The organism is uncultured Gimesia sp., assembly GCF_937910335.1.
Classification (GTDB): Bacteria; Planctomycetota; Planctomycetia; order Planctomycetales; family Planctomycetaceae; genus Gimesia.
The window spans coordinates 1-14,572 of record NZ_CALEMX010000454.1; the positions used below are offsets into that span (position 1 = coordinate 1).

11 protein-coding genes are annotated in these 14,572 nt (G+C 46.4%); 7 read left to right on the top strand and 4 right to left on the bottom strand.

Annotated elements, in window-relative coordinates:
• Nucleotides 1-2,090: O-antigen ligase family protein (locus tag Q0668_RS18030; RefSeq protein WP_298867170.1), on the bottom strand; the 2,090-nt coding region annotated here is incomplete at its 3' end.
• Nucleotides 2,087-3,208, bottom strand: a complete 1,122-nt coding sequence (locus Q0668_RS18035) for an MraY family glycosyltransferase (protein WP_298867172.1) — start codon at nucleotides 3,206-3,208, stop codon at nucleotides 2,087-2,089. The genes Q0668_RS18030 and Q0668_RS18035, both read right to left, overlap by 4 nt.
• A gap of 207 nt (nucleotides 3,209-3,415) precedes the next feature.
• Here Q0668_RS18035 and Q0668_RS18040 point away from each other — a divergent pair, with 207 nt between their 5' ends.
• A complete protein-coding gene (locus Q0668_RS18040) occupies nucleotides 3,416-4,264 on the top strand; it encodes a hypothetical protein (protein ID WP_298867174.1) in 849 nt (282 codons plus the stop codon).
• Between the two features lie 54 nt (nucleotides 4,265-4,318).
• Here Q0668_RS18040 and Q0668_RS18045 read toward each other — a convergent pair whose 3' ends face one another.
• Entirely contained in the window at nucleotides 4,319-5,866 is a 1,548-nt protein-coding gene (locus tag Q0668_RS18045; protein ID WP_366918956.1) for a sulfatase, read from the bottom strand.
• Between the two features lie 498 nt (nucleotides 5,867-6,364).
• Here Q0668_RS18045 and Q0668_RS18050 point away from each other — a divergent pair, with 498 nt between their 5' ends.
• The 5 genes from Q0668_RS18050 (at nucleotide 6,365) to Q0668_RS18070 (ending at nucleotide 11,810) form a co-directional block, all read left to right on the top strand.
• Nucleotides 6,365-6,829, top strand: coding sequence for a hypothetical protein (locus Q0668_RS18050; protein WP_298867179.1), 465 nt, complete (start codon nucleotides 6,365-6,367; stop codon nucleotides 6,827-6,829).
• Nucleotides 6,830-7,285: 456 nt separating this feature from the next.
• A complete protein-coding gene (locus Q0668_RS18055) occupies nucleotides 7,286-8,443 on the top strand; it encodes a DUF6655 family protein (protein ID WP_366918955.1) in 1,158 nt (385 codons plus the stop codon).
• Nucleotides 8,444-8,855: 412 nt separating this feature from the next.
• Complete coding sequence (locus tag Q0668_RS18060; protein ID WP_298867183.1) at nucleotides 8,856-9,377, top strand: hypothetical protein; 522 nt, start codon at nucleotides 8,856-8,858, stop codon at nucleotides 9,375-9,377.
• Between the two features lie 163 nt (nucleotides 9,378-9,540).
• Nucleotides 9,541-11,007, top strand: coding sequence for a sulfatase (locus Q0668_RS18065; protein ID WP_298867186.1), 1,467 nt, complete (start codon nucleotides 9,541-9,543; stop codon nucleotides 11,005-11,007).
• 119 nt (nucleotides 11,008-11,126) lie between these two features.
• The gene (locus Q0668_RS18070) at nucleotides 11,127-11,810 is read left to right on the top strand and encodes a DUF1080 domain-containing protein (RefSeq protein WP_298867187.1); all 684 of its coding nucleotides are present in this window, start codon (nucleotides 11,127-11,129) and stop codon (nucleotides 11,808-11,810) included.
• A 103-nt stretch (nucleotides 11,811-11,913) separates the two neighbouring features.
• Here Q0668_RS18070 and Q0668_RS18075 read toward each other — a convergent pair whose 3' ends face one another.
• Nucleotides 11,914-13,668 (bottom strand): proline--tRNA ligase, encoded by a 1,755-nt coding sequence (locus Q0668_RS18075; protein ID WP_298867189.1) that lies wholly within the window; start codon nucleotides 13,666-13,668, stop codon nucleotides 11,914-11,916.
• A gap of 375 nt (nucleotides 13,669-14,043) precedes the next feature.
• Here Q0668_RS18075 and Q0668_RS18080 point away from each other — a divergent pair.
• Nucleotides 14,044-14,572, top strand: a 529-nt coding sequence (locus Q0668_RS18080; RefSeq protein ID WP_298867191.1) for an OB-fold nucleic acid binding domain-containing protein, incomplete at its 3' end; no start/stop codon positions are given.

A 14,572-nucleotide genomic window follows, 5' to 3' on the forward strand; every position in this document is an offset into this window, starting at 1 on the left:
GGATCCCTTAGAATGGCAGCTTTTTTCAGCTTTACAGCTTGTGCAAACGCATCCCGGTCTTGAGTTCCCTGATTCCATTGAAGTTCGGCCAAAGTCTGCCAGGGAGCTGGCGAAAGTGGGTCTACCTCGCAGGCTTGAATGAAATACTGTTGCGCACCGCGAACGGACTGACCGCGGATCAGTATTTGCTCTCCCTCTCGTACGAGTTTTTTTCGCTGAATTGTTGGCGCGAAAGAAGATATTAAAAAGAAAACCGTTAACAAAAGGGAAATTAAGAAAAAGGGAGATTTCAAGTATATTGTTTTATGAGAGTGTAACTGGTCAAAATGGCTCTGTGTATCGGATTGCGGGGCCAGATCTGCATGTTGAGTGGTGCGGGGAAAAGCCAATGCCAGAAGAAGTAGCCAGGTTTGTATGACCGCCGGCATAGCAATTCCACCAGCTCCCAGCAGATGAATGCTAAGTGCGATAAAGGCGGCCGCCAATGCCAGTGGAGTCAGAGTCGAAGAAGAATTTCTCTGATCTGAACCATCGAATCCATGCCAACCGAAGCTCAACATAGAAAAAATTATCAACCATCCCAGGCAGAAAGGCCAGAGCAGCGATTCATCTACTGAGAGCAGGAATAATTGCACTCCCCATAACAGTGGGAATGATGTAGCAAAGCCAGACAATAAGGCGACTTGATTGCGCGAAAATTCAGTATCGTCAGTGGGAGGCTTCAGTTCCGTGTCAATGTTGGCAGGCATGGGCCTGCGGATCCAGTGATAGCAGGCAAGCGAAAGTATCATGATTAAGCCTGCCAATGCAATAATTCCAGCGTTCGCCCAGACGTCGAGAAACAGGTTATGGGGGTCCGAAATTTCTTCGCTTGATCCGGGCAGTTTGTACTTGAGATAATGTTCTCGAAAATTTCCCGGCCCTGTTCCCCAGAGCGAATTTTCCTGGATCACATCCCAGGTGGCAGTCCAGAATTCCATGCGATACTGGAGTGATTTGGTTGCTTCTGTCAAAACGGCCAGATCAAATCCGCCGCTGAATGTTGCCAGAAGAATCAAAATCAGGAGTCCGATCACACCTGCTGCGACCGATTTGATAATCTTTTTATTCCAGAGTTGTTTCTGTTCAGCCGAGTATTGTCGATTTTGAATCAGTTTCAAGAGACCAAGGCTAATCAGTCCTCCGATAACGCCGATCATGGCCGTGCGGCTTTTGGTGAGGATCAGACAATAGCCAATGAGCAATGTGGGAAGCACCAAGATCCACGATTTTAATCGGTTTCCAGTTGAAGAGAGATCATATGTTTTGGAAAAGAAGATTTGCAAGGTTTGCGCTACTGAAATCAGGAAACCGATTGCGAGCAATCCGGCAAAGGTATTCGTCAGGGCAAACATGCCGAGCGGTTCGGAGCTTTTTAACAGGCGTGATTCAAATAGTTGGCGGCCACTGCCAGATAAAGCGTGTGCAGGAACACCCATGGAAAGCAGTTTTTGCTGAGATTCGGCACGGACTGATGGTGAGATCGCGTTATCTAATTGTTGCCGTACAGAGATGTATTCTTTTGACAGTTGCTCGTACATCCAATGGTGTTGCCAGATCCCGTAGATTGAGAGCAGGACAATTGTGGTTAATAAACCCTTTAAGAACGCGTTGCGCAGGGGTGTCGTTATTACCAGCCGTCTTATTATTGAGAAGGTGAATCCCAGGCCCACCCATTCCCACATCATATTCAAAGCCGCTCGTTGTTGGCCTTCTTTAAAGTAGATCATCACGATTGTTGATATTACTTGCCCCGAAACCAGCAGCCAGACTCCGATGTCAAAGTAGTCAATGCGAATTGTTCGGGAACGATCGAGCAGCAGAGAACCGGAAAACAAAATTGCCACCATAAACCAGCCCAGCGCGATGAACAGCGTATCACCCTGCGGTGTTGATTCCGCGGGAACCAGATATCGGGCGGTGATCAATGTGCCAATCAGGAACAGTTGAATTCTGTATAACAGCGCTGGCAGTGAGCCAGGATGAGGTGCAGACGTTTTGGATTTTGGTTGAATTGTCTGCGATCGGTTTTGTTTTCGGCGTTTACTCATTCCCGGTTTTTCCGACCTACGTTCTCCAGGATAGTGACGATGGAAAGCACGCACAGGATCATCAGTATAACGAGTAACGCGGCATTCCAGGACGAAACTTCGTACAAAATCAGGCCTCCCACACCGGTGGTCAGAGTGGCCAGATGGATGGTGAGAACGGTGTCTCGTTTACTTAGACCTAGTTCTACCAGCCGATGTGAAAAATGACTTTTATCTGCGTGAAACGGGCTACGTCCTTCTTTGATTCGAATGAGCATTACCGTACAAAAGTCATACAATGGAATTGCTAGAATACAAAGTGGCGCCAGGATGACATGACGGCTGGTGATCGATTCCCCGCCAGGAGTATTTCCGGGATAAAATGTTCCCAGGATCGTCATAGTTGAGAGAAGCAGTCCTATAAAGTAGCTGCCGGAATCTCCCATGAAAATTTTCGCAGGAGGCCAGTTATGGCATAAGAAACCACCAATCGCACCGGAAAGTACGAGTAGCACACCTGCTACAAGCCAGCGCGGTTCCCCGGTAAATCGCAGCATGATCATCGCAAAGAGAACAGCTGCGATCAGCCCGATGCCGGCTGTCAGTCCATCCATATTGTCCAGGAAGTTTAGAGAGTTAACCAGTATGATTATCCACGCTACTGAAAACAGCATTCCTATCCAGGGCATTTGTAGAAAGAGCGTAGCCCGTACACCTGCTAGAACTAATCCGCAAGCGACCAGTAATTGAATGATCAATCGGGGTTTCCAGGAAATATTGAGTTTGTCATCCAGTAAGCCCATTGCAGCCAATACAGTGCCGCCCGCCAGTACAAGCCATAACTGTTTCGAGCGATAGAGGACTCCTTCCAGATGCGGAACCAGTTCCTGGGGAATCCAGGTAGGCTTCATCCCTGATTTTAAAATCACCAGTACACTTAGCTGGGCAATGGCAATGGGAACGACGACACCCAGCCAAATTCCGACTCCGCCTCCCAGGGGTGTGGGATTTGTGTGTACTTTTCTTTGCGCGGGTTGGTCAATCAGCCCCCAGCGAGGGGCGAGTTTGCGCATGGCCGCTGTGGCCAGAAATGATATGACAAATGAAGGGACCAGACAGGCAAAGACAAAAAATAACATTACAGAGAATACTCAAAATGATGAAATATGATCTAGCGAGAATCTAGCGAGATAGTTTCTAGTTTGGCTAACGAAATGATTTAGTGATAGCGAAAAATGCAATTCTCATCAGTTTTCGATTGATATATCTGTTGTATGACGTACAGTTGACTCTATCTGTATAACCAGAGAATTCGCCAGAGGTTCCGGAGCCATCAAACTGCTACAATGAACAAAATATTCGAGGAACAGCTCCGTTATAATCTGGAGAGCCGGCCCAATTGGGAACACGGAAAGGGTCACCGTAAGATACTCACTGGGCATCTGGCTGATATGGCAGGAGCGCATCAGCAGCTTCGATTATGTATTCTAGGTGCTGGTAATTGCAATGATCTCGACTTGAAGCAGCTCTCCGGGGTGTTCAGTGAGATTCATCTGGTGGATCTCGATGAAAGCGCATTAGTGCATGCGCTTCAATTTCAATGTATCCCGAGTGAGTCCGCTGTATTTGTTCATACATGCGATTTGACGGGGGTAGGCCAGCAACTGGCAGCCTGGGAAGCTGCTGACAGCGATGCAGATGTGAGTCTGGCTAAAATCATCGAGCAACTGAGCAAGCCTGCCTTATTGGATTTGCCAGGCCCGTTTGATGTGGTTTGCTCGACTTGTTTATTGAGCCAGTTGGTTCATTTGGCAGTTAATACTGTTGGGGATACTCACGCTCGATTTGAAGAGTTGATGATCGCCATCCGTGCTCAGCATTTTCAAACCATGATTGACTTGATGGAAAAACATGGTTCAGGCTTGCTGGTGAGTGATTTTGTGTCATCGACTTCAGCACCTGATCTGCCACAGGTGCCCGATGAACAATTGATGCAGTATCTTTCGCAGCTGCTTTCAACCCGGAACTTTTTTCATGGCATGCATCCGGGTGTATTATTATCGTTACTGGTTGGTAATACTCCGCTGGCAAGTCAAGTTCGCGATGTGGAGATGCTACCTCCCTGGCGCTGGGATCTGGGATCGCGACAATATGCGATTGCCGCGATTCGGTTTTACGGTCTCAAGCGAGTCTGAACCTGTTGGGATTCCTGTTGGTTCGACTCTTACTTAAATGTTTAGCACCGACATCTATTTTTTTCTGGCGGGTTTCTTCTTCTGAGCAGCACCACTATTTCTGGGTTTGAGATAAAGTGATGGTGGGTCTTTTTTTACAGATCCTGTGTCATCGGGAACCTGATACTGTTTTTGAAGCCGTTTCAATTCTGCTTTGAGATCGGTAACGACCTGAGCGTATTCTGGGTCTGCATAGACACTTTTCATTTCATGAGGATCTTTTTTCAGATCATAGAGTTCCCATTCTCCCAGGTTATAAAAATCAATCAATTTGTAGCGTTTCGTACGGACACCATTATGTCGGCGAACCATGTGAGCGGAACGACGGTCGTTGTAAAATTCATAGTAATGATAATACAGACTTTTTCGCCAATCGTTTGCTTGACCTTTAAAGAGAGGGACCAGGCTTACTCCCTGCATATCATCAGGAATCTTAGCTCCTGCAATATCCAGAAAGGTTTCAGCGAAGTCGAGATTAGAAACCAGCTCATTATTCACACTTCCTGGCTTGATGACGCCTGGCCAGCGAACCATAAACGGCATGCGGAACGATTCTTCATACATGAAACGCTTATCAAACCAGCCATGGTCTCCCAGATAAAATCCCTGATCTGATGAATAAATCACAATGGTATTTTTTGCGAGTCCTGTTGCTTCGAGATAATCGAGCATTCGACCCACATTATCATCAACTGAAGCAATGCATCTAAGGTAGTCTTTCATATAGCGCTGATATTTCCAGCGTATCAGATCTTTGCCCTTCAGATTGGCTTTGCGAAATGCTTCATTTTTAGGTCCATAAGCGGCATTCCAGACTTTGAGTTGTTCTGGCGTAAAGTTTCCAGGGGGAGTTAACTTCAGGTCATTGGGTGTCATTGTTTTCGCGATGGTCATGTCCTGCTGTCTGGCTGCGGTTCCACGACCGGCATAATTATCGAACAGGTTCGCGGGCTCTGCAATTGTGACATCATCATACATGTGTAGATATTTGGGACCGGGTTGCCAGTTGCGATGTGGTGCTTTGTGCTGGAACATTAGCATAAATGGTTTGTTCGGGTTTCGACTGTTCTTAAGATAATCGAGTGCCAGGTCGGTAATGATGTCGGTCGTGTAGCCGACATGTTTTACACGTTTGCCGTTGCGGATCATGGGCGGATTGTAATAAGGTCCCTGGCCGACCAGAATTTCGGAATAGTCAAATCCTGTCGGTTGAGTCGCAAGATGCCATTTTCCCACAATGGCGGTCTGATAGCCATTTTTCCTCAGAATCTTGGGAAAGGTCTGCTGAGAGCCGTCAAATTTGTTGCCATTCTGTAAGAAGCCATTCAGGTGACTGTGCTTGCCCGTTAGAATGACTGCACGGCTGGGACCACAGATGCTGTTAGTACAGAAGCAATTATTAAACAGCATTCCTTCACGGGCAATTCGATCCAGATTCGGTGTCTGATTGACTTTCGAGCCATAACAACTCATCGCATGCGAAGCATGGTCATCCGTAAAAATAAAGAGGATGTTTGGTTGCTTCTGCTGATTGGCGTGGGCTGCAGAGATGCCACTTCCCATCAGGACGAGCTGGCTGATCAAAGTGCTCAGAATTACCGCAGCAGTCAGACGGGTAGATTTTTTGTAAAGCGACAGCATAGGGTCTATCCTCTAGGTTGAAAATATGGTGGCTTGTATCACGCTTTAGGAAGTGTCAATGAAACTGACCTCTATCATGCAGGTTCCCGAGACAAAGTGCAAGTTTTGCGGTCACTTTGGAAATGGAGTGAACAGATTGAAATTCAATAGTTCAGATGTAGATTTTACAGATGGAGATTGGGTAGAAAGTGCACATTTCATTGGTCCTTGCGATACGAAGGGATTTTCGTTGCTGTAAAAAAACGTTTGTTAGTAGTGAGATAGGAAAATTCAACCTCAAAGGGTTCCTGATTGGTACGGAGGTTGCTTTTAAGTATTTCCATGAATGTTTGTGTCTCAGAGGATTGAGACTTTTCATGGAAACACAACTGCACCCGGGCAATGGATTGCTTGCCCCCACCGGTAAAAAAGGAATTGATTATGTTAGAAAATGTTTCTCCCAAAGTAATACACAAAATTATGGCTGCTGAAGGATATCTGGAATTAGGGATGCCCATTCAGGCACTGGAGGCACTCCATTCCGTTGAAGATGCCGGTCCACTCGAGGCGATGCGATTGTATCTGATCGGAGAAGCATATGTTCGTCAGGAAAAATATCACGATGCGATTGAACCTTTACATCAGGCGGCTCGCCTGTTTCCAGTGATGGAAAGTCGAAAGGCCTGGTCCTCATTGAGTGACTGCTTTCGACTCGGCGGATATGAGGAACTGGCAGAGGTTGCGTTTCTCACGGCAGAGGCAGTGGAAGAGATTGAAGTGACTTATGAGTCTCTTTATCAGGAACAAATCCGTTGTCCCTTTTTAGAAAGTACTGACTTTTCCTCTCGGCTGACGGAGTTCTCAGAGACATCGAATCGGTTTAACAGTTCTCGGATTCCCAGGTAAAATGTCAAAATCAAGTAGAATTCGGTCTTTACCAAAGATTGCGTGATTAGCGTAACCGTATATTTATAAATTGGTTACGGCATTTATCGTCATGCTCAAAGTCATATTTGAATATCGTGATGCGTTCGCTATACTTCGCCCCATCAAATGATTCCTTTCTCTCTCTCAACGTAGGTTTCATTCTGATTAACCTTTTACTTGTATCGAATCTCATTTATATCCGAACAGAGTTTCCTTCAAGTCACAGTTCCGTCCTGGGACTGGTCACCTTTCCCTCAAAATAAAATCAATCACACGGATTTAACTCTCAATTTAATGAATTCATTGATTGAGGGTTCAAGACGTATACACGTTTCATTTCGCAGCTTGTTTTCGGGCTGCCGTTGATCCGGACGTTCCGAACGATCAGTGGAAACCAGTTACCAATTTGTGCTGAAAAGACAATCGCCTTTACTCATGTTTGATTTCAATCGGTTTAGTCCCTGTCGCGTTCCTGTCTGGTTGCTTCTCGTGCTGTTAACCCTTTTATCCGGGTGTGGCAAGGTGCTTAGCAATAGCGCGACCGAACAATTATTGACTTCAGATGCGGTGGACCAGACGATTTCCAGTATTGATTTCAGTTCTTTGGCAAACAAGAAAGTCTACTTTGATACTTCGTATATCAAAAATATCAAAGGCATGGGCTTTGTGAACGGTGATTACATCACCAGTTCCTTAAGGCAGCAGATTGTCGCTGCCAATTGTCTGATTCAGGAGGAAAAAGAAGAGGCCGATTATGTGATTGAAGCGCGGGTAGGCACCCTTGCGACTAATGGTCACGAGGTGAATTATGGTATTCCGGCGAGTAATATGTTGTCATCCGCGGCAACTCTGGTTCCAACTGCACCTCCGATTCCGACGATTCCTGAAATCTCACTTGCGAAAAAGAATAATCAGAGCGCGTCTGCTAAAATCAGTGTTTTTGCTTACAACCAGAAAACACGTGAGCGTGTCTGGCAGTCTGGTATAGTTCAAGCAAAGAGCACGGCACGCGATACCTGGATTCTCGGCGCAGGTCCTTTCCAACGCGGAACTATTTACAAAGAAGGGGCACAATTTGCGGGGTCGAAAATTGAGATTCCATTGGCGGGCGGTGACGAGTTTTCCAATGTCAGTACGGTCGATTATCTGGAATCTGCCAAGTTTGTTGAAACTCCGCCTGCGACTGCAGTCAAGAAGGATGCTAAAAAGCGTGAAGTAAAAACGCTGGAAGAGTGGATTCAGTCAGAAGGGGCGGCAAAAGAAAAGCAGAAAGCTGCGGCTGCTGCAAAAGCACCAGAAGCAGGAAAAAAACCTGCTGCCAGCGCAGAGACTAAACCGGTGAAAGCAGCGCAGACAATTCCTAAAGTAAAACCTGGCATGGATCCCTCCCAAATCAAGACGGATCTCTTTCTGAAGCCAGAGAAAACAATCAGTGACCAGACCTGGTTAAAAAGCGATCCATCCCGGATCTCAACAGTATGGCCTCGTGCCCCCGAATCGGTAGAGATGCAAAATCCTCAGACCGTTGCAGAACCCGATTCCGAAGAAAAGTTTGAATTTGATAACACGTTTCGTCAAATAGTTACTGAATAAATGCTCGTTCATACGTATTAGGTGACAGAGCCTTTCTGATCTTACTGAGTCTGATTCAGAAGTCAGTTGAGACGAACCGAAGTGTCTTATCGTTTGTCTAAAAAGAAGCCCTCTTATGTGCAGATTTGATATTATCTGCGACCATAATGATCGCAGATTGTCTGACAAAATGGCACTGTCGTGCTTGAGTAATCAGGCTGGCGATGAGTTGTAAGTGTATTTTTTATAATGCTTTACGTGTTTTCTTTTTTTGCGGAAGTGAGGTTTGGCACATACTATGCGGTAAAATTGATCCAGAGGGCTTCCGATTGCGTTTTTAAAAGCGGAACGATGCAAGCCTGGACTGAAACGGTAGATATCAAAAAATTACAATTAAAAAGACTCACCGCAACAGGTGAAACCGGAGGTTATTATGATGATCCCCCGAATTCCTCAAAAAACCGTGCGACGATTAATAGCAGCAGAAGGCTATTTGGAGTTGGGGATGCCCATTCAGGCGCTCCGCGAATTGGATCAAGTCAAGGATCCCGGATCCCTGACGGCTTCCTATTCTTATTTGCGAGGTGAATCTCTGAAACGAATAGGTCGCTATACAGAGGCAATCAAACCGCTGCAATACGCGGCTGATTTATTACCGATTCCTCATAGCCAACTTCCCTGGAAATCACTGGGGGCCTGTTATCGGGAAAGTGGTCAGAATGATTTGGCGGAGAACGCAGAACAAACAGCCAATGAAATCGCATCTGAAGCAAAGGTTCATCTACGTTTTGAACCACTGGGCGAGCAGTTTCAGCCCGTTGTTGAGCATCAGGTTCACCTTACGATAACATTTGAGCCGGTATCGGAAGTGGACGAAACTGATTCTGACGAGCCATTTTTTCTGGAGAATGATGATGATTCCGAAGAGTTCGGAATCGAACCTGAAGAAGACTGACGCTGTATTTTCTAACGATCATAAAGAAAGTGGTCACGTAGAATCTGAATCATCGAATTGCTGCCTCTTGATTGAGATAATGGAACTGTTTTAGTACCGTAGAGATTACTGCTTCTGACAGATCATACTCTTTTTCATTCCTTGGATTGAGGTAGCGTACAGCATGCATGTTCTATTGCGTTCGTGGAACTGGCTTCTTTTTGTCACATTCGTAGTTTTGATGACGACAACGGTTTATGCAGAGAAACAATCGACGACAGCCAGACCAAATCTGATTTTGATTTTTGCAGATGATGTTTCCTGGAATGATCTAGGCTGTTACGGTCATCCTGCGATTCGAACTCCCCATCTGGATCGTCTTGCCCGAGAAGGTTTGCGGTTTGATAATGCTTATCTTACAACCAGCAGTTGCAGCCCCAGTCGCTGTAGTGTGATTACCAGTCGCTATCCCCATAATACCGGCGCTCCGGAACTGCATACAGACCTTCCTGAAAGCCAAGTTCTGTTTCCTCAATTATTGCGCGATGCCGGTTATTACACGGTGATTTCCGGTAAACAACATATGGGGAAATACGCGCTCACCGGTTTTGATCATGTTTCGAAGGGGAAGGGGCCAGGTAGAGAAGCGGACTGGGTTCCGATTCTCAAAAAAAGACCAAAGGACAAGCCATTTTTTTGCTGGTTTGCTTCTGTTGATGCACACAGGGCATGGCAGGCATCGAAAGAATACCAGCCTCATCAACCAGCGGATGTGGTTGTTCCCCCTTATCTGATTGATGCACCTGAGACCCGCGAGGATCTTGCACTATATTATGATGAAATCAGCCGCATCGATTTCTTTACAGGAAAAATTCTGGAAGAGCTGGAGGCGCAAGGAATCGCTGACAACACAATGATTCTTTTTTTCGCTGACAACGGTCGTCCCTTCCCTCGCTGTAAGACGAGGCTCTATGACAGCGGCATTAAAACTCCGATGCTCGTGCGTTGGCCTGCTGCTGTCAAACCCGGAACGGTAACGAAGAGCCTTGTCAGTTCCATTGATATTGGTCCGACGTTGCTGGAACTGGCGGGAGTGAATCGAGATCCTCGGATGCAGGGAGTCAGCTTTGAAAAAATACTAAAGCAACCAGAGGAAAAAGTTCGTGACTTCGCATTCGCCGAACATAACTGGCATGTATTTAAAGCACACGAACGAATGGTACGAACGGGCGACTGGCTTTACATTCGTAATGCATGGCCTGAGCAGCGAAATCTCTGTGTGGAATCGATTAAGTTTCCTTCCGGCGAACAGCTCTGGCAACGATTTCATACAGGCAAGTTGAATGAATTTCAGCGGGATGTGTTTTTAAAACCTCGTCCTGCGGAAGAACTGTATCTTGTCTCTAAAGACCCTTATCAGTTTCACAATCTGGCGACCAAACCCGAGTATGCGAATGAATTATCAAGGCTCCGAACCGTACTGGATCAGTGGACAAAAGAAACCGGTGATACGGTTCCGAAAAAACCGACTTTGGATCGGAATCAGCGTCCCGGAGGTCCAGAGCCGCCAGAATTTGAACACCGTGAAATGCCCGGAGATTCAAAACAGGCTACATCCATCAATGCACCCGGACCAATTCTGTCCCGTTAAACAGGTTGATTCAAATACATCCGCTCGATTTGTGAATCCTGCTTTGTTAAGATAGCCAGTCTGCTTTAAATGAACGATCCACAAATAACAACATTGAGACTTTTTATTGGAGAGAAAACATGACACGAACTCGCGTATTCGGAATCAGTATGGCCGTTTTAGCGGCTGTTTGTCTGACTGTTAACGTACAAGCCGGCGAGAAGTCCGATTGGGTGAAACTGTTCGATGGCAAGACACTCGATGGTTGGGTGGTGAAGAATGGAACTGCTACTTACAAAGTGGTCGACGGAACGATTGAAGGGACGACTACGGAAGGCAGCCGTAACACATTTTTGTGTACCAAGAAAAACTACGGAAATTTTGAACTTGAGTTTGAAGTTAAAGTTCACGACCAATTGAATTCAGGCGTGCAGACTCGCAGCCGGAAAAGAGAAGGCGATTCTGCCGTGAATGGTCCCCAGGTGGAAATTGAAGCCAGTGGCGCAAATGGTGCGGAAGCCGGTTACATTTATGGTGAAGCAATCAAGTATGATGGTAAAGGCATCGGTTGGATGACACCAGAAGATCAGCGCAAGCCACATAAGAATATGAAGGATGGAGAATGGAACAAGTTCCGCGTTGTTGCGAATGGTCCACGGATTCAAACCTGGATTAATGGTAAACAGGTTTCAGACCTCACAGATGAGCGAGTTTACAAGTCGCATCCATCAGGTTTTATTGGTTTGCAGGTGCATGGAATCAAAAAAGGTACCGGACCTTACTCAGTTGCCTGGAAAAACATTCGAATCAAAGAGCTGAAGTAATCGATTTGTGATTACTTCACCTTGAAGTGAAACAAAAAGCCGGCAGAGAGAATTTCTCTGTCGGCTTTATTAATGAACATTGCTTTCCGGAATTCAGATCCGCTTACTCTGGCACGTTTGCTGCCTGATATTCTTCTGTTTTGCGAGTTTCAATGGCGTCTAGAATGGGGGCAATACCCGCATCGAGGGCAATCATCTCTGCGTTTTCCGCCGTTCGCCATTTGGTTTCAATTTCACCGTTCTTCAGTCCTTTACCACCGATAACCACGCGATAGGGAATTCCAATCAAGTCGGCGTCTTTGAATTTCACTCCAGCGCGGGCGTTGCGATCATCAAACAGAACATCCAGGCCTGCGGCTTTGAGTTCGCTGTAATAACGTTCTGCCGTCTGCATGACTTCATCGTCTTTCGTGTTCAGCGGAATCACGAGCACTTCATAAGGGGCAATTGAGAGTGGCCAGATGAGTCCATTTTCATCATGCCGCGTTTCGGCAAGACCAGCGACAATCCGATTTACGCCAATTCCATAACAGCCCATGATAATGGGATGTCGTTTTTCTTTATCATCGAGAAAGTCAGCGTCGAGCGCTTCGGTATATTTTGTACCCAGCTTAAAAACATGACCGACTTCAATACCATGCACGATACTGAGTGGTTCGCCACTTTTGGGGCAGGGGTCGCCGGCTTCCGCGTTGCGCAGATCATAGGTTGTTTCCAATTGATAATCGCGGCCCACATTGACATTCAGGAAATGTGCGTCTTTTTCGTTCGCGCCCGTGATGGCATTTACAATAAGAGGGATATCATGATCGGCAATGATCTTACATTTGATTCCCACAGGACCGGCAAAACCTGTTGGAGCATCCGTGACTTTTTGAACTGTTGCATCGTCGGCCAGTTCTACGGAGGTTGCCTCCAGTGCGCGACGGATTTTGCCTTCGTTGGCTTCATGATCTCCCCGGATCAGGACGGCGACAGGTTCTTCATCGGCGAGATAGATCAATGTTTTAATCATTTGAGATGGTTCGCACCCCAAAAACTTGCTGACCTGTTCAATACTGGTGGCATCGGGAGTCGCTTTTTTCTCAATTGCTATTGCATTGGTGTCTGTTTTGATTTCCGGCATCTTGCGGCCTGTATCTGCGCGTTCCAAATTGGCGGCATAACCTGAAGCTTCACAGTACACGATCGAATCTTCACCGTTTTCTGCAGGAATCATAAATTCGTGCGAGGCATCTCCGCCGATGGGGCCGCTTTCTGCTTCAACGGGTAGATATTTCAACCCACAACGGGCAAAGATGCGACAATAAGCCCGATACATGCGGTTATAGATTTCATCCAGTTGTTCTACAGAGGAACTGAAACTGTAGGCATCTTTCATCAGGAATTCACTGGTGCGTAGTACACCGAAGCGGGGGCGTTCTTCATTGCGGAACTTGGTCTGGATTTGATACACGGTCAAAGGCAGTTGTTTATAACTGCTGATGCAATGACTGATCAGATCTGTCACGACTTCTTCATGAGTGGGTCCTAATGCCATTGGAATGAGCCGGTTGCCGCGCGGAAGATCGAATTGAATTAAAACTGATCCGAAGGCTTCTTTGCGCTGGGTTCGTTCAAACAGCCCTATCGGTTGCAGGGCAGGCATGTGGAGTTCCGCAGCGCCGGCGGCATCCATTTCTTCACGGACAATTTGTGATGCTTTTTGGACAGCTTTCCAGCCCAGGGGGAGATAAGTATAGGCTCCTGCCATCAACTGGCGAATCAATCCCGCCCTTAACATTAACTGATGGCTGGGAATTTCTGCATCAGCGGGAACTTCTTTAATCGTGGGGATAAGAGTGTTCGTCCAGCGCACGTTATTTCCTTAAGTATTATGTTTGAAGATGTTTACGTGATATTGTTTCACAGGAGGAAATGTTGGGAGAACATCCCCTTTAATGGCCGGGTATTCTAACAGAACAGAATCGTATTCAAAAGGTTCGGCATCGGACCGAATGAAAATATTCAAATCAACGTAGGTACAGACATTTAGGCATCTTTTCGCCTTTTCAACTGACCCGCTGAGGTCTCGAGCTGGAATTCTTTTCTGACTAGTGAAAGCAAATGAGAGAGACTTTCAGAACGGACAGGTGCCGGACTTGTTGAGCAGAATCGAACGGCTTAAGATCGTTCTATTGTGTTTCTTAGCGAAACTTTAGATCTAAAACAGAGTATTGAAAGCCCATTCGAGATGTCTCGACAATTTATAAACCAATTAAAGGATGGCGATCCGGTAGATGAAGTTTACCTGTTGGTTGATAAGCAGTTACGTGCCAATCGTAATGCGAGCCTATTTTTGTCAGCCGATTTACGTGATTGCACAGGGGTCGTGAATGCCCGGATGTGGAACGTTCTTGAAGAAAGAATGCAACATTTTCAATCGGGCAATTATGTGCAAGCCAAAGGGAAAGTGCATCTTTTTCAGGGAACCTTGCAGGTCATCCTGACTTATATCGAACCGGTCTCTGCAGAGAATCTCGATCCCGCTGAGTTTCAGCCACAGGCGCCGCAGGATGTGCAGGAGTTATTGGGAAAACTTCGCGAAATCTTGCTAGGCATCGAAAACAACGAGATCCGTACATTAATGGAGTGTTTTCTGGTTGATGAAGCGCTCATGGAAGATTTCTGTAAAGCGCCCGCCGGCGTTAAAACACATCATGCTTATCACGGGGGCTTAATAGAGCATGTAGTCAATTTGATGGAGACGGCCCAGCGTTTGA